This window comes from Streptomyces sp. HUAS ZL42, from assembly GCF_040782645.1.
In the GTDB taxonomy this organism is placed as follows: Bacteria; Actinomycetota; Actinomycetes; order Streptomycetales; family Streptomycetaceae; genus Streptomyces.
On sequence record NZ_CP160403.1, the window covers coordinates 4,537,474 to 4,552,856 of the forward strand.

Sequence of the window (15,383 nt, forward strand, 5' to 3'; positions counted from 1 at the left end):
TCATCCCGCCCCCAGCGGCGGGGCGGGTTTGCCGCCCGCGTCCAGGTATGCCTGCGGGGGGTTCAATCGCTGGCCCGGGAAGCCGCCCTTCTCGTACTTGAGCAGCTTCTTCGCCTTCTCCGGGTCCGTCTCGCCCTCGCCGTACGCGGGGCAGAGCGGGGCGATCGGGCAGGCGCCGCAGGCGGGCTTGCGGGCGTGGCAGATGCGGCGGCCGTGCCAGATCACATGGTGCGAGAGGTCCGTCCAGTCGCTCTTGGGGAAGAGCGCGCCGACGGTCGCCTCGATCTTGTCCGGGTCGGTCTCGTCGGTCCACTGCCAGCGCCGCACCAGCCGCTGGAAGTGTGTGTCCACGGTGATCCCGGGCCGCCCGAAGGCGTTGCCGAGGACGACGAAGGCGGTCTTGCGCCCGACGCCGGGCAGTTTGACGAGGTCCTCGAGGCGGCCGGGAACCTCGCCTCCGAAGTCCTCGGCGAGGGCCTTGGAGAGCCCCATGACCGACCTGGTCTTGGCCCGGAAGAAACCGCACGGCCGGAGGATCTCCTCCACTTCCTGCGGGTTGGCGGCGGCCAGGTCCTCCGGGGTGGGGTACTTGGCGAAGAGGGCCGGGGTGGTCTGGTTGACCCGGAGGTCGGTCGTCTGGGCCGACAGGACCGTGGCGACGACCAGCTGGAAGGGGTTTTCGAAGTCCAGTTCGGGGTGCGCGTACGGATAGACCTCGGCGAGCTCGCGGTTGATGCGGCGGGCGCGGCGGACCAGGGCCGTGCGCGACTCGTTCTTCGCCGGCTTCACCGCGACGGTCTTCTCGGGAGCGGCCTTCTTCACCCTGGCCGTGGCCTTCTTCGGAGCCACTACCGCCTTTTTCGTTACTTTTGTCGTTTTCCTCACCTTGCCTGGGCCCTGTTCGCCCACAGCGGAATCTCGACGTACAACCACCCGCCCAGCCCCCTTGGCCTGTGCTCTCACCGGCGATTTGGACACCCGGCCAGCCTAAAGCCCGGCACCGACATCCGCCCCGGACCTCGAAGATCAGCCCCCAATTGGCCCCCTGCCGCTTACCTCGGGACACGTGTGCGGCATCCTTGTGACAGATCACACTGTTTGGACCGTCCGGCAAAATGGGGAACACGGTCCCCTGGTACCAAGGGGGAGCAAGATCCCCTGAGCAGGTCGACAAGGAGAGAACTCGTGGACGACGTTCTGCGGCGCAACCCGCTCTTCGCGGCTCTCGACGACGAGCAGGCCGCGGAGCTCCGCGCCTCCATGAGTGAGGTGACCCTCGCACGCGGCGACTCCCTTTTCCACGAGGGCGACCCGGGCGACCGGCTTTACGTCGTCACCGAGGGCAAGGTCAAGCTCCACCGCACATCCCCCGACGGCCGCGAGAACATGCTGGCCGTGGTGGGTCCCGGTGAGCTCATCGGCGAGCTGTCGCTCTTCGACCCGGGCCCGCGCACGGCGACGGCGACCGCGCTGACCGAGGTCAAGCTGCTGGGGCTCGGGCACGGCGATCTGCAGCCCTGGCTGAACGCGCGTCCCGAGGTGGCCGCCGCGCTTCTGCGCGCCGTCGCCCGGCGCCTGCGCAAGACCAACGACGCGATGTCCGACCTCGTCTTCTCGGACGTGCCGGGGCGTGTGGCTCGTGCCCTGCTGGACCTCTCCCGCCGCTTCGGCGTGCAGTCGGAGGAGGGCATCCACGTCGTCCACGATCTGACGCAGGAGGAGTTGGCGCAGCTGGTGGGCGCGTCGCGCGAGACGGTCAACAAGGCGCTGGCGGACTTCGCGCAGCGAGGGTGGCTGCGGCTGGAGGCTCGGGCCGTGATCCTGCTGGACGTGGAGCGGCTCGCGAAGCGGTCGCGCTAGCGGTATCCGGCCGTACGACGACGGGTCCCGTCTCTCTGCGAGGCGGGGCCCGTTGTGGTTGCCGCCAGCCTGTTCTCGCCCCCGCCGCCCCTACCCGTCCCATCCCAGGGGCTCCGCCCCTGGACCCCGATCGGCCGGCCTCGTCCTCAAGCGCCGGGCGGGCTGGATCGGGTGACCGTTCATGGACCGTAAGCGCATGACCGAAACCGTTCCTCGCCCGGGGCTCGACGCTCAGGGGTGCATCGAGCGCGAGGGGGCCCTCTCGCGCATCCCCCACGACTTCCGTCCCGTCGTCGCCGTCGCGTGCGACCGGCTGCCGGTCGTGTTCGGGGTGCGGCTGCACAGCGCGTACCTCTACGGGTCGATTCCACGCGGCACCGCGCGCGTGGGGCGCAGTGATCTGGATCTGCTGGTCGCGTTGCGGGACGAGCCCGAAGACGCGGACAGGGAGGGGGCTCGGGCGCTCGGTGAAGCGCTGAACAAGGACTTTCCGCAGATCGACGGGGTCGGGACACTGCTGTTCAGCCGGGCGCGGCTGCTGAGCGAGGAGGAGCGGTACGACCTCGGGTGGTTCGTCGCCTGCCTGTGCACACCGCTGCTCGGCGAGGACCTCGCCGAGCATCTGCCGCGCTACCGGCCCGACTCCCTGCTCTCCCGGGAGACCAACGGGGACCTCGCCCGGCTCCTCCCCCGCTGGCGGGAGCGGATCGCCGGGGCCGACGACACGGACGAGGCCCGGCGGCCCCTCGTGCGGTTCATGTCCCGGCATCTCGTCCGCACCGGCTTCACACTGGTCATGCCCCGCTGGAACGGCTGGACCAGTGATCTCACGGAGATGGCCGAGGCCTTCGGCACGTACTACCCGCAGCGCGCGAAGCAGATGCGGGCGGCGGCAGTCCTCGGGTACGAGCCGACGGGCGACGAGAACGTCCTGCGGTCGTACGTCCACGATCTCGGGCCCTGGCTCGCCGCGGAGTACGCGCGCGTGCACGGCGTGAAGGCCCGCCCACCCGACTAGGAACAGGCTCTAGATCAGGCCGTGTTCCTCCAGGTACTCCAGCTGCGCCCGGACGGACAGTTCGGCCGCGGGCCACAGGGAGCGGTCGACATCGCAATACACGTGGGCGACGACCTCGGCGGGGGTGCGGAAGCCGTCCTCGACGGCCGTCTCGACCTGGGCGAGGCGGTGGGCGCGGTGGGCCAGGTAGAACTCGACGGCGCCCTGCGCGTCCTCCAGGACCGGGCCGTGGCCGGGGAGGACCGTGTCGACGCCGTCGTCGACCGTCAGCGACCTGAGCCGCCGCAGGGAGTCCAGATAGTCGCCCAGGCGGCCGTCCGGGTGCGCCACGACCGTCGTACCGCGGCCCAGGACGGTGTCACCGGTCAGGACGGCACGATCGGCCGGGAGGTGGAAGCAGAGGGAGTCCGCGGTGTGCCCGGGGGTCGGTACGACCCTCAGCTCCAGGCCGCCGACGGTGATCACGTCCCCGGCCGCCAGGCCCTCGTCGCCGAGGCGCAGCGCCGGGTCCAGGGCCCGCACCTTCGTGCCGGTCAGCTCGGCGAAGCGGGCGGCGCCCTCGGCGTGGTCGGGGTGGCCGTGGGTCAGCAGGGTCAGGGCGACGCGTATGCCGGCCTTCTCAGCGGTGTCCACGACGGTGCGCAGGTGACCCTCGTCCAGCGGGCCCGGATCGACGACGACGGCCTGGTCGGAGCCGGGCTCCGAGAGGATCCAGGTGTTCGTGCCGTCCAGGGTCATCGCGGAGGCGTTGGGCGCGAGGACGTTGACCGCGCGGGAGGTGGCCGGGCCGGAGAGGACGCCGCCCCGTGGCTGGCCGGGAAGGGCTGCTGCGTCCGTCATGCGGGAGCTCCACCGGTCGGGAGGTCGGTCGGGATGTGCTTCGTGAACTCGTCGTGGCCCGGCCACGACAGCACGATCTCGCCGTCCTCGAGACGGGCCTGCGCCAGGACGGGGCTCAGATCGCGGTCGGGTGCGGCGGCGAGCGCCCCGGCGGCCGTGCCGTACGCCGTCAGCTGGCGCAGTGTCGCGATGGTGGGCGGCATCATCATCAGTTCGCCCTTGTCGTACCCGGCCGCGGCGTCCTCCGGGCGGATCCACACCGTACGGTCGGCCTCCGTGGAGGCGTTGCGCGTGCGCTGGCCCTCGGGGAGGGCGGCCACGAAGAACCAGGTGTCGTAGCGGCGGGGCTCGAACTCCGGGGTGATCCAGCGCGTCCAGGCGCCCAGCAGGTCCGAGCGCAGGACCAGGCCGCGGCGGTCGAGGAACTCGGCGAAGGAGAAGTCGCGGGCGACGATGGCCTCGCGGTCGGCCTCCCACTCCTCACCCGTGATGTCGCCGACGACGGTGTCGGGGGTCGGCCCCGCCAGGAGAACGCCTGCCTCCTCGTACGTCTCCCGTACGGCCGCGCAGACGATCGCCTGGGCCGCCGACTCGTCGACACCGAGCCGTGCGGCCCACCACGCGCGCGTGGGGCCCGCCCAGCGGACGTGGTGGTCGTCGCGGGGGTCCACACCGCCGCCCGGGTACGCGTACGCGCCTCCGGCGAAGGCCATGGAGGCGCGTCTGCGCAGCATGTGTACGGCGGGGCCGGTGCCGGTGTCCTTCAGCAGCATCACGGTGGCCGCTCGCTTGGGGGTCACCGGCGTGAGGGTGCCTTCCGCGAGCGCGCGGATGCGTTCCGGCCACTCCGGGGGGTACCACTGCCCATTCGCCATGGGCGCGAGGCTATCTCGTGGTGAGCGGATGTTCGAGGGGCACGAGGGCCTGCGGCGGGCAAGAACCCCTGCACAGGTGCCCTGCGCCGGGGCCGGCGCCGGATGGGTCGCGCGACCCGGCGCCGACGAGGCTGCCGAGCCGTCCGGACAGACCGCTGCCCTACTCCCCCGTCAGCTCCACCTGCACCTCGACCTCCACCGGCGCGTCCAGCGGCAGTACGGCGACCCCCACCGCGCTCCGTGCGTGCACGCCCTTCTCGCCGAGGACCTCGCCGAGGAGCTCGCTCGCGCCGTTCACGACGCCCGGCTGGCCCGTGAAGTCCGTGGCCGAGGCCACGAAACCCACGACCTTCACCACGCGCGCGATGCGGTCCAGATCACCGGCCACCGACTTGACCGCGGCGAGCGCGTTCAACGCGCACGTGCGGGCCAGGTCCTTGGCCTCCTCCGGCGTGACCTCCGCGCCCACCTTGCCGGTCACCGGAAGCTTGCCGTCCACCATCGGCAGCTGGCCGGAGGTGTAGACGTACACACCCGACTGCACGGCCGGCTGGTACGCGGCCAGCGGCGGCACGACGGACGGCAGCGTCAGGCCCAGTTCGGCAAGGCGCGCCTCGACCGCGCTCACGCCTGCTTCTCGCGCTTCAGGTAGGCCACCAGCTGCTCGGGGTTGTTCGGCCCGGGCACGACCTGGACGAGCTCCCAGCCGTCCTCGCCCCAGGTGTCCAGAATCTGCTTCGTGGCATGGACGAGCAGCGGCACGGTTGCGTATTCCCACTTGGTCATGCGGCCGACTTTAGCCGCTGGCCCGCCCGCCTCAAGCGGCGACCGCGTCGCGTTGTCCACAGCCTGCCGCGTGAGGCGCGCGGCGACTGGTTACGCTCGAAGACGTGAGCAGGCTCCAGGTCGTCAGCGGCAAGGGCGGGACCGGAAAGACGACGGTCGCCGCGGCACTAGCGCTCGCCCTCGCGACAGAGGGGAAGCGGACGCTTCTCGTCGAGGTCGAGGGCAGGCAGGGCATCGCACAACTCTTCGAAACGGAGGCGCTGCCCTATGAGGAACGGAAGATCGCCGTCGCTCCGGGTGGCGGCGAGGTCTTCGCCCTCGCCATAGATCCCGAACTGGCCCTTCTGGACTACCTCCAGATGTTCTACAAACTGGGGGGAGCCGGTCGGGCCCTGAAGAAACTCGGTGCGATCGACTTCGCCACCACCATCGCGCCCGGGTTGAGAGACGTACTCCTCACCGGCAAGGCGTGCGAGGCGGTACGGCGCAAGGACAGGTCCGGCCGGTTCGTCTACGACTACATCGTCATGGACGCGCCACCCACCGGTCGCGTCACGCGCTTCCTCAACGTCAACGACGAGGTCGCGGGACTCGCCAAGATCGGACCGATACACAATCAGGCGCAGGCGGTCATGCGAGTGCTCAAGTCGGCCGAGACGGCCGTGCACCTGGTGACCCTCCTCGAGGAGATGCCCGTCCAGGAGACCGCGGACGGCATCGCCGAGCTGCGGGCGGCGCGGCTGCCGGTGGGGCGGATCATCGTGAACATGGTCCGGCCCGAGGTGTTGAACGCGGCCGAGCTGGAACTCGTACGCAGCACACCGCGCGCTGCCGTCGCGCAGTCCCTGTCGGCCGCGGGGCTCGGCGGGGCGCGGCGTGGCGGGCACGCCGAGCGGCTGGTGGACCCGCTCCTCGGGCAGGCCGAGGAGTACGCCGAGCGGTACTTGCTGGAGCACGAACAGCGCGCCGTCCTGGGCGAGCTGGGCCTGCCGTTGCACGAACTGCCACTGCTCGCCGAGGGCATGGACCTGGCGGGTCTGTACGAACTGGCCACCGAGCTGCGGAAGCAGGGGATGTCATGAGTCCGGACGCGGCCCCGTCCCAGGGTCACTCCCACGCCCACCACCGACTCTCCCCCTCACGCGTGCTCGGCCTGGATCCCCTGCTCGACGATCCGGCGACCCGCATCATCGTGTGCTGCGGCTCCGGAGGGGTCGGCAAGACGACGACCGCCGCCGCACTCGGCCTGCGAGCGGCCGAGCGCGGCCGCAAGGTCGTCGTCCTCACCATCGACCCGGCCCGCCGGCTGGCGCAGTCCATGGGCATCGACTCGCTCGACAACACTCCGCGCCGGGTGAAGGGCGTCGAGGGGGACGGCGAACTGCACGCCATGATGCTCGACATGAAGCGCACCTTCGACGAGATCGTCGAGGCGCACGCGGACCCCGAGCGGGCTGCCACGATCCTGAACAACCCCTTCTACCAGTCGCTTTCGGCGGGCTTCGCGGGCACGCAGGAGTACATGGCGATGGAGAAGCTGGGCCAGCTGCGGGCCAGGGACGAGTGGGACCTCATCGTCGTCGACACACCGCCGTCCCGCTCGGCGCTCGACTTCCTGGACGCGCCGAAGCGGCTGGGGTCCTTCCTGGACGGACGGTTGATCCGGCTGCTGACCGCCCCGGCGAAGCTGGGCGGGCGCGCGGGCATGGCGTTCCTGAACGTCGGGATGTCGATGATGACCGGCACCCTGGGCAAGCTGCTGGGCGGTCAACTGCTCAAGGACGTCCAGACGTTCGTGGCCGCGATGGACACCACCTTCGGCGGGTTCCGGACGCGTGCGGACGCGACGTACAAACTGCTGCAGGCGCCCGGGACGGCGTTCCTGGTGGTGGCGGCGCCGGAGCGGGACGCGCTGCGGGAGGCCGCGTACTTCGTGGAACGGCTGGCCGCCGAGGACATGCCGCTGGCCGGACTCGTGCTCAACCGGGTGCATGGCAGTGGCGCCGCCCAGCTGTCTGCCGAGCGGGCGCTCGCCGCCGCGGAAAGTCTTGACCTCGTCGATCCCGGTTCTGCGGAAAATCTTGCGGAGTCCCGCATTGTGGATCAGGAGGACGGGAAAGCTGGATTTCGTAACTCTCCCGACACGTACGGCAGTTCAGAATCTCCCGCATCCGGGTCCGGCTCCCCCACCAGCGCGGACCGGACCGTGGACGACATCACGGCAGGCCTGTTGAGGCTGCACGCCGAGCGTATGCAGCTGCTCTCCCGCGAGCAGCGCACGCGTGACCGCTTCACCGCGCTCCACCCCGAGGTGGCGGTGGCCGAAGTGGCCGCGCTGCCCGGCGATGTGCACGACCTCGCGGGGCTGCGGGACATCGGAAACCGGCTCGCGGCCAACCGGCCGGAGCTGCCTGAGACTTCCGACACCTGAGCTCGGACAGCTGAGGCTTCGGACCACAGGCTTCGGACAGCTGAGGCTTCCGACAGCTGAGCCGAGGGCTCCCCTCAGCTCACCGCCGCGTAGTTCTCGTACACCTCGTCGTCGTCGAGGGGCACGATACCCACCCCGCGCTCGTACTCCGTGCGCGCGGTCTCGAGCAGCCGACGCCAGGAGGTCACAGTGGGCCGCCTGCGCAACAGTGCGCGGCGCTCCCGCTCCGTCATGCCTCCCCACACGCCGAACTCGACGCGGTTGTCCAGCGCGTCGGCCAGGCATTCGGTGCGTACCGGGCATCCGGTGCACACCGCCTTGGCCCTGTTCTGCGCTGCTCCCTGAACGAACAGTTCATCCGGATCGGTAGTGCGGCAGGCCGCCTGCGCACTCCAGTCGACTACCCAGCCCATACCGGCGCCGTCCTCTCCCGAATCGAGGCTCCCCCACGGCGGCAGCGGCATATTCACCGCCGCCAGTTGAGGACGTTACGGAAGGTGGGCACAGCGCAACACCCCCTTCGGGCCCAATCTTGAATGGTCCGAACGGACTATGGGTAAACGGCAGATCACCCGGGGGAGTGAGCTGGCGACATGCGTGACTTTCCCGGCAAAACGGGACAGTTGCATTGCGTCACAACGGGCGCCAGGTGACACACGAGGCGGATTCGGACACGCCCCCAGAAAAAAATTGGGGTACGACCAGAACGATTCGGGGTCGCCGGACGTATTGATACGTGGCCCTACTGCCGTGACAGTTGAGAGCAGCTTAGGCCAATGCCTATACGCGTGTCCGGCGAATGAGAACGTAGGCTGCCCTCATGCCAAAGAAGCGCTCGGGCGGTGGTCTGTCGGCAACGCAGCAGGCCGCCAAGTTCCTCGGTGTCAGTGTGCTCGCGGGAGCCGTCCTGGCCGGTATCGCGCTGCCCGCGTTCGGCGCGCTCGGTCTCGCGGCGAAGGGATCGGTGGAGAGCTTCGACGAGCTCCCGGCCAATCTCAAGACGCCACCACTGAGCCAGCGCACCACGATCCTCGACGCGGACGGCGGGCAGATCGCCACGGTCTACTCGCGCGACCGCACGGTGGTCGAGCTCAAGGACGTCTCGCCCTACATGCAGAAGGCGATCGTCGCGATCGAGGACTCGCGCTTCTACCAGCACGGCGCGGTCGACCTGAAGGGCATCCTGCGCGCGCTCAACAAGAACGCCCAGAGCGGCGGTGTCTCGCAGGGCGCGTCCACGCTGACGCAGCAGTACGTCAAGAACGTCTTCGTCGAGGAGGCCGGCGACGACCCGACGAAGGTCGCCGAGGCCACCCAGCAGACCCTCGGCCGGAAGATCAAGGAGCTGAAGTACGCGATCCAGGTGGAGGAGGAGCTCGGCAAGAAGAAGATCCTCGAGAACTACCTGAACATCACGTTCTTCGGCGAGCAGGCATACGGCGTCGAGGCCGCCGCCCAGCGCTACTTCTCCAAGCGCGCCAAGGACCTCACCCTGCCGCAGGCGGCGCTCCTCGCGGGCATCGTCCAGTCGCCCAGCCGGTACGACCCGGTGAACGACGAGAAGGAGGCCACCACGCGGCGCAACACCGTGCTGCAGCGCATGGCCGAGGTCGGCGACGTCTCCCAGGCCGAGGCGGACAAGGCCAAGGAGACACCGCTGGGCCTGAAGATCAGCCAGCCGAAGAACGGCTGCATCACCGCGGTCAAGGGCGCCAGCTTCTTCTGCAAGTACGTGGAGAAGGTCTTCCTCAGCGACCCGGTCTTCGGCAAGACCAAGGAGGACCGGGCGAAGGTCTGGAACCAGGGCGGCCTGACCATCACCACGACGCTCGAGCCGCAGGCCCAGAAGTCGGTTCAGTCCTCCCTCAAGGAGCACGTCTACAAGTCCGACAAGGTCGCCGCGGCCGCCACCCTGGTCGAGCCCGGCACCGGCAAGATCCTGGGGATGGGCCAGTCGAAGCCGTACGGCTACGGCAAGAACGAGACCGAGATCAACTACTCGGTCGGCTCCAACATGGGCGGCTCCAACTTCGGCTTCCCGACCGGTTCGACGTTCAAGCCGTACGTGGCCGCGGCCGCGCTGGAGGAGGGCCGGCCCGCGACACAGGCGTACTCGTCGCCGTACGAGATGAACTACCCGAGCCCCGTCCAGACCTGCGACAGCAGCCCGTGGGTCAACCAGGACGGCGCGACCGTGGAGAACGAGAGCGCGTCGGAGAAGGGGCCGTACCGGCTGAAGGAGGCGATGGCCAAGTCGGTCAACACCTACTTCGTGCAGATGATCTCCGACATCGGCCTCTGCCCGGTGGTGAAGATGACCGACGCGCTGCACGTGGTGCAGGGCAACGGTGACAAGCTCCCCGAGGTGCCCGCCATCGCGCTCGGTTCGAAGGGCATCTCCCCGCTGACGATGGCGACCGCGTACGCCGCCTTCGCCTCCCGGGGCATGTACTGCACGCCGATCGCCATCGAGTCGATCACGCAGAAGGTCGGCAACCAGCAGAAGTCGCTGCAGGTGCCGAAGTCGACGTGCTCGCGCGCGATGAGCGAGAAGACCGCGGACACCGTCAACACGCTGCTGCGCGGCGTGGTCGACTCCGGTACGGGCCAGCAGGCCGGCCTCACCGACCGCGAGAGCGCCGGTAAGACGGGTACGACGGACGAGCGCAAGAACGCCTGGTTCGTCGGCTACACCCCGAACCTCTCCGGCGCCGTCTGGGTCGGCAGCGCCACCCAGAAGGTCAAGATGACCCAGATCACCATCGGCGGCGTCTACCACGAGCTCGTCTACGGCGGCCAGGTCCCCGGCCCGATCTGGAAGGACGCCATGAGCGGCGCCCTTTCCGGCAAGCCGGCCGAGTCCTTCAACCTCGTCTCCATCCCCGACATCGACGACAAGGACAAGGGCAGGGGCGACGACGACGGGAACAACGGCGGCAACGGCGGAGGTCTCGGCGGCCTGCTCAACGGCGGCACGGGCGACGGCACGACGCCGAACCCCAGCTTCTCCATCCCGGAGGGCTGGATCCAGGGCGGCGACAACGCCGGCAACAACGGGAACGGGAACGGCGGCAACTTCCCGTGATGTAGCGGGTCCGCCGGTCCGCTCGCCGGTCCGGCGCATACGGCGATGGGGCACCCCTCCGAAGAGGGGCGCCCCATCGCCGTATGGCCGTATGGCCGTATGGCCGTATGGCCGTATGGCCGTAAGAGGGTGCGGCTCGTAAGAGGGGTGTGGCTCAGCCGCCGTAAAGCGGTAAGGGCGTCCCTCAGCCGGCCAGAAGCTTCTTGACCGCGGCGGCGACCCGGCCGCCCTCGGCCTGCCCGGCCACCTTCGGGTTCACGATCTTCATGACCGCACCCATGGCACGCGGCCCCTCGGCACCGGCCGCCTTCGCGTCCTCGACGGCCTGGGCCACGATCGCGTTCAGCTCGTCGTCGCTGAGCTGCTTGGGCAGGTACGCGGCGAGGACCTCGCCCTCGGCGTTCTCCCGCGCGGACTGCTCGGCACGACCACCCTGCGCGAAGGCGTCCGCGGCCTCACGGCGCTTCTTCGCCTCCTTGGCGATCACTTTCTGCACCTCGTCGTCGGAGAGCTCGCGCTTCTCCTTGCCCGCGACCTCCTCCTTGGTGATCGCGGCGAGCGTCAGCCGGAGCGTCGAGGAGCGGAGCTCGTCGCGCTCCTTGATCGCGGCGTTGAGGTCTTCCTGCAGCTTCGACTTGAGCGTGGTCATGGGTTTGATTGTCGCAGGTGTGGGGGGCGGGACGCCCGCGGATTTGGCGGGCGCCGCTTCGATGGGCGGCCGGGCACGGGAGTTGGGCGCCGTCTGACACGATGGACGTATGCGCGCGCGATACGGAGTACCTCTGGGAATCGCGGCGGCTGGAGCCGCCGGTCTGGTGTACGCGGCGGGTTTCGAGACCCGCTCCTTCCGTCTGCGAAGGGTGACGGTCCCGGTCCTCCCGGCCGGGATGCCTCCGCTGCGCGTCCTGCAGGTCTCCGACATCCACATGGTCGGCGGCCAGCGCAAGAAGCAGCGCTGGCTGCGCTCGCTGGCCGGCCTGCGCCCCGACTTCGTGATCAACACGGGCGACAACCTGTCCGACACGGAGGGCGTGCCGGAGGTCCTGGACGCGCTGGGCCCCCTGATGGAGTTCCCTGGCGCGTACGTCTTCGGTTCGAACGACTACTACGGCCCGAAACTCCGCAACCCGGCCCGCTACCTGCTGGAAAAGGCCCAGGGCCGCCACGGCCTGAACGGCAACCCGCCCGCGGTCGACGTCGTCCACAACCCGTGGGAGGACCTGCGTGACGGCTTCGACGCGGCGGGCTGGCTCAACCTGACGAACACACGCGGGACGCTGAAGGTCGAGGGCGGCGTGTCGATCGAGCTGACCGGCCTGGACGACCCCCACATCAAGAGGGACCGCTACACGGAGGTGGCCGGCGGCCCTTCGAGGTCGGCGGACCTCTCGATAGGCGTCGTGCACGCGCCGTACCTGCGGGTGCTGGACGCGTTCGCGGCGGACGACTACCCCCTGGTCCTGGCCGGCCACACCCACGGCGGCCAGCTGTGCATCCCCTTCTACGGAGCGCTGGTCACCAACTGCGACCTGGACACGGACCGTGTGAAGGGCCTGTCCACACACACGGCGGAGGGCAGGACGGCGTACCTGCACGTGTCGGCGGGCTGCGGGACGAACAGGTACACACCGGTACGGTTCGCGTGCCCACCGGAGGCGACGCTGCTGACGCTGGTGGAGCGGGGACAGGAAGTAGGGGGTCGGGAGTAGGGACCAGGCCGGGTCGCCAGACGGTGGGGGGTAACCCACACGGATCGTCCGCATCGCCCTCTTTGTCCGCCCCGCCTAGCGTGAGGGCATGATCGCCCCGATACCCAGGGACATCCCGGACCTCCCCGCGGTCCCGGGCAGACCCAAGCGACCACCCTCCCGCGTCCCGGCCTCGGCGGTGGTGGCCCCAGCGCGCCGCCCCCTGGTCGCCGCGTTCCGCCTGCTGACAGCGGCGGCGGCTGCGGGAGCCGTGGCGGTAGACCTGACGCTCGGCTCCCCTCTCCGCGTCCTGAGCCACTTCTCGGTCCAGAGCGGCATCCTGCTGGCCGTGGTCCTCGCCCTCTCCGCCCGCCGCGCCTGGACGGCCCGCCGCCCCCTGCCGTCGGCCCTGACAGGCGCAACGCTGCTGTACGCCGTGATCACGATGCTCGGCCACCACCTGCTGCCGGCGACGCCCGCGTACTCGATCACGGGCACGTCAGCGGCGGGCTGGGAGTCACTGGCGGATCCGATCCTCCATACGGCCGCCCCCGTGGCGGCGATCCTGGACTGGCTGCTCCTGACCGCCCCCGACCACCTGCACCTGCGCCAGGCGGGCAAGTGGCTGCTCTACCCCGCGGCGTACCTGGCGTTCACGTTGGTCCGAGCGGAGCTCCTCCTGCCCGGCACGCCGGGCCGCTACCTCTACCCCCTCCTCGACGTGGACCGGCACGGCTATCAGGCCGTCCTGACCAACGCCCTCCTTCTCAGCCTCGCCCTCTACGCCCTGGCACTCCTCCTGGTAGCCCTGGACCACACCCGCCCGAACCCCGTCCGCCCCCGCCCGAAAACCGGATTTCGTCTCCGGCCACCGGTGGGCTAAAGTAAACGTCGTCGCCGCGACAAGCAGCGACATCGGGGTGTGGCGCAGCTTGGCAGCGCGCTTCGTTCGGGACGAAGAGGTCGTGGGTTCAAATCCCGCCACCCCGACAGAGAAACACCAGGTCAGGGCCGGTTTCCCTTCACGGGAACCGGCCCTGACTCGTTTCTCGGGGCCTCTGGGGAGTGAGCGGGGAGTGGATCAAGGAAATCCGCTCCCCGAGCTTCACCCCTGGCGCGCTCTCAGCAAGGCATCGAGCGCGCACCGGTGACCGCGGGTGCATGGCAGACCGTGCCGCCAACGACTCCTCCCACTGCTCGGTCAGTTCGTCCATAAGCCGGTTCCTCATCCGCGACGTGATGTGCGAGTAGCGGGCTCGCACCGAGCCATCCTCGTGCCCCATGCGTTCGTCCATGAGTTTGGGTGGGGTCCCGAGTTCCTCCATGACTGTCTTGTGGGAGTGCCTGAGCCCGTGCGGAGTGAGGCCTCGTGCGATCGGCAGCCAGCATGCATCGGCACGGCCTGAGGCATTCCGGCCCCGTGCTGGCACCCCTGGCCAAGGGTGCGCCATCACGGGTACGGGGCGCGCCTCTGCTACCGCAGGCTCGACAGCCAAGTATGCCGCTAATTCGATGGCACGCATCGAACGGTGCCCTCACGCTGGTCACCGTGGCAGAACCCAAGCACCAGATCCGCGCCCTTTACACGGCTTCCACGGTCACCGTCTACCAGGCGTACGGGCCGGAGATCGGCCATCCCGCGGCCCGGGACGGTCGCTTCCCGGCAGCCTGGCAGCGGGACCGGATGACGTGGATCAAGCCCTCCTTCCTCTGGATGATGTACCGCTGCGGATGGGGCTCCAAGGACGGCCAGGAAACTGTCCTCGCCATAGAGATCACCCGTGAAGGCTTCGAATGGGCACTGGAACATGCCTGCCTGGCCCACTATGAGCACGGGTTGCACCCTGACCGCGCAACCTGGAAACGCCAGTTGAAGCGGTCTCCGGCTCGGGTCCAGTGGGACCCGGAACGTGACCTGCACCTGCAGCCGCTTCCTCACCGCTCGCTGCAACTGGGTCTCACAGGAGAAGCCGCACACCGCTACGCGGACGAGTGGACGGTCTCCATCACCGACATCACCACACTTGCGCACACGATTCACGACCACGTACGGGATGGCGACCTGACTGCAGCACGACGCCTCCTACCCGCAGAGCATTCCTACCCAGTGCCCGTAGGGGGCTTGGACCACTTGCACCGGTGAGAAGAGCCGCCAATTGAGATGACCTCTCAATGCCAGGTGGGTTGGTGACCCTCGAGCGGGTCGGGCGCCGACCGCGGCCGCCCTGTTGAGCGCGATCGCCGGTGGTCGCCGGGCCGTGGGCGAGGCACCGCCCTGCCGTATGGTGATCAGGGGGCGACGGCCCCGCCGCCGAGTTCTCGGTCGAGTCCGCTGCCGAGCCACCCGGCATACGTGTGCGAATGCGTATTTCCCCCGAGGCGGCCAAGGGGGCCGTCTGGGAAACTCCCAGGTGAAACGGGCGATCGGCTACGGCTCGAAGGACGGGCTCTGCGGCGCGCGGTGTTCACGGTTGGCGATGGCGGGGGATGCGGCGATGAGCGCGGAAGAGTGGATCGCTCTGTCTCTCCTCCCGTCGGTCCTGTGGGTGGCGACTGGCCCCTTGGTCATGGCCGCCCTGGGAGTGTGGTGTGACGTCTTCGTCATGGGCCTCGCCCCGCCGCCCTGGCCGCTCGGCCACGGGATCACGCGGGTGACGCGCGCCGTGCGCGCCCGCCGCAAACGCCGCGTGATTCGCTTCGTCAGGGTGACGCCCAGGCTGATGCCCAGGGCTTGGGGGTTTCAGTAATGGTTCTGCAGCCGAGTCCGAAGCCCACCCCTCCAGCGCCCGGCGGGAAGTGG

Annotated in this window: 15 protein-coding genes, 1 tRNA gene and 1 pseudogene; 9 read left to right on the forward strand and 8 right to left on the reverse strand. The window is 69.5% G+C overall.

What is annotated here, in order from left to right; all coding sequences use genetic code 11:
• Positions 1 to 909: an endonuclease III gene (gene nth / locus ABZO29_RS20735; protein ID WP_367321690.1), complete on the reverse strand. Its 909-nt coding sequence runs from the start codon at positions 907 to 909 to the stop codon at positions 1 to 3.
• Between the two features lie 276 nt (positions 910 to 1,185).
• Here nth and ABZO29_RS20740 point away from each other — a divergent pair, with 276 nt between their 5' ends.
• Entirely contained in the window at positions 1,186 to 1,860 is a 675-nt protein-coding gene (locus tag ABZO29_RS20740) for a Crp/Fnr family transcriptional regulator (protein WP_029382547.1), read from the forward strand.
• 196 nt (positions 1,861 to 2,056) lie between these two features.
• Positions 2,057 to 2,878 (forward strand): nucleotidyltransferase domain-containing protein, encoded by an 822-nt coding sequence (locus tag ABZO29_RS20745; RefSeq protein ID WP_367321691.1) that lies wholly within the window; start codon positions 2,057 to 2,059, stop codon positions 2,876 to 2,878.
• A 9-nt stretch (positions 2,879 to 2,887) separates the two neighbouring features.
• Here ABZO29_RS20745 and ABZO29_RS20750 read toward each other — a convergent pair whose 3' ends face one another.
• The 4 genes from ABZO29_RS20750 to ABZO29_RS20765 all read right to left on the reverse strand — a co-directional run bounded on the left by ABZO29_RS20750 (position 2,888) and on the right by ABZO29_RS20765 (position 5,379).
• On the reverse strand, positions 2,888 to 3,718 hold the full coding sequence (locus ABZO29_RS20750; RefSeq protein ID WP_367321692.1) for an MBL fold metallo-hydrolase: 831 nt from the start codon (positions 3,716 to 3,718) through the stop codon (positions 2,888 to 2,890).
• Positions 3,715 to 4,593, reverse strand: coding sequence for an NUDIX hydrolase (locus tag ABZO29_RS20755; protein ID WP_367321693.1), 879 nt, complete (start codon positions 4,591 to 4,593; stop codon positions 3,715 to 3,717). Before ABZO29_RS20755 ends, ABZO29_RS20750 begins: the two co-directional genes overlap by 4 nt.
• 160 nt (positions 4,594 to 4,753) lie before the next feature.
• Positions 4,754 to 5,221: a RidA family protein gene (locus ABZO29_RS20760; RefSeq protein WP_367321694.1), complete on the reverse strand. Its 468-nt coding sequence runs from the start codon at positions 5,219 to 5,221 to the stop codon at positions 4,754 to 4,756.
• Positions 5,218 to 5,379 (reverse strand): DUF4177 domain-containing protein, encoded by a 162-nt coding sequence (locus ABZO29_RS20765; RefSeq protein WP_003975360.1) that lies wholly within the window; start codon positions 5,377 to 5,379, stop codon positions 5,218 to 5,220. Before ABZO29_RS20765 ends, ABZO29_RS20760 begins: the two co-directional genes overlap by 4 nt.
• 104 nt (positions 5,380 to 5,483) lie before the next feature.
• Between ABZO29_RS20765 and ABZO29_RS20770 the strand changes: the two genes are divergently transcribed.
• Together ABZO29_RS20770 and ABZO29_RS20775 are read left to right on the forward strand one after the other, a co-directional pair.
• On the forward strand, positions 5,484 to 6,461 hold the full coding sequence (locus ABZO29_RS20770; RefSeq protein WP_367321695.1) for an ArsA family ATPase: 978 nt from the start codon (positions 5,484 to 5,486) through the stop codon (positions 6,459 to 6,461).
• Positions 6,458 to 7,810, forward strand: coding sequence for an ArsA family ATPase (locus ABZO29_RS20775; protein ID WP_367321696.1), 1,353 nt, complete (start codon positions 6,458 to 6,460; stop codon positions 7,808 to 7,810). Before ABZO29_RS20770 ends, ABZO29_RS20775 begins: the two co-directional genes overlap by 4 nt.
• A 74-nt stretch (positions 7,811 to 7,884) precedes the next feature.
• On the opposite strand, the gene wblA is transcribed toward ABZO29_RS20775, so the two are convergent.
• Positions 7,885 to 8,223 (reverse strand): transcriptional regulator WblA, encoded by a 339-nt coding sequence (gene wblA, locus ABZO29_RS20780; RefSeq protein ID WP_367321697.1) that lies wholly within the window; start codon positions 8,221 to 8,223, stop codon positions 7,885 to 7,887.
• A 407-nt stretch (positions 8,224 to 8,630) separates the two neighbouring features.
• Here wblA and ABZO29_RS20785 point away from each other — a divergent pair, with 407 nt between their 5' ends.
• Positions 8,631 to 10,895, forward strand: coding sequence for a transglycosylase domain-containing protein (locus ABZO29_RS20785; protein WP_367321698.1), 2,265 nt, complete (start codon positions 8,631 to 8,633; stop codon positions 10,893 to 10,895).
• 184 nt (positions 10,896 to 11,079) lie between these two features.
• On the opposite strand, the gene ABZO29_RS20790 is transcribed toward ABZO29_RS20785, so the two are convergent.
• Positions 11,080 to 11,544 carry a GatB/YqeY domain-containing protein gene (locus ABZO29_RS20790; protein ID WP_367321699.1) on the reverse strand — a complete coding sequence of 155 codons (465 nt, stop codon included), beginning with the start codon at positions 11,542 to 11,544 and terminating at the stop codon, positions 11,080 to 11,082.
• Between the two features lie 109 nt (positions 11,545 to 11,653).
• Here ABZO29_RS20790 and ABZO29_RS20795 point away from each other — a divergent pair, with 109 nt between their 5' ends.
• The 3 genes from ABZO29_RS20795 to ABZO29_RS20805 all read left to right on the forward strand — a co-directional run bounded on the left by ABZO29_RS20795 (position 11,654) and on the right by ABZO29_RS20805 (position 13,573).
• Complete coding sequence (locus ABZO29_RS20795) at positions 11,654 to 12,604, forward strand: metallophosphoesterase (RefSeq protein ID WP_367321700.1); 951 nt, start codon at positions 11,654 to 11,656, stop codon at positions 12,602 to 12,604.
• An 88-nt stretch (positions 12,605 to 12,692) separates the two neighbouring features.
• Positions 12,693 to 13,466 (forward strand): Pr6Pr family membrane protein, encoded by a 774-nt coding sequence (locus tag ABZO29_RS20800; protein WP_367321701.1) that lies wholly within the window; start codon positions 12,693 to 12,695, stop codon positions 13,464 to 13,466.
• A gap of 33 nt (positions 13,467 to 13,499) precedes the next feature.
• Positions 13,500 to 13,573, forward strand: a tRNA-Pro gene (locus ABZO29_RS20805).
• A 305-nt stretch (positions 13,574 to 13,878) separates the two neighbouring features.
• Here ABZO29_RS20805 and ABZO29_RS20810 read toward each other — a convergent pair.
• Positions 13,879 to 14,106 (reverse strand): annotated as a pseudogene (locus ABZO29_RS20810) (hypothetical protein); the annotation flags it as partial.
• 26 nt (positions 14,107 to 14,132) lie between these two features.
• Between ABZO29_RS20810 and ABZO29_RS20815 the strand changes: the two are divergent.
• Complete coding sequence (locus tag ABZO29_RS20815) at positions 14,133 to 14,726, forward strand: DUF4291 domain-containing protein (RefSeq protein ID WP_367321702.1); 594 nt, start codon at positions 14,133 to 14,135, stop codon at positions 14,724 to 14,726.
• Positions 14,727 to 15,383: the final 657 nt, after the last annotated feature.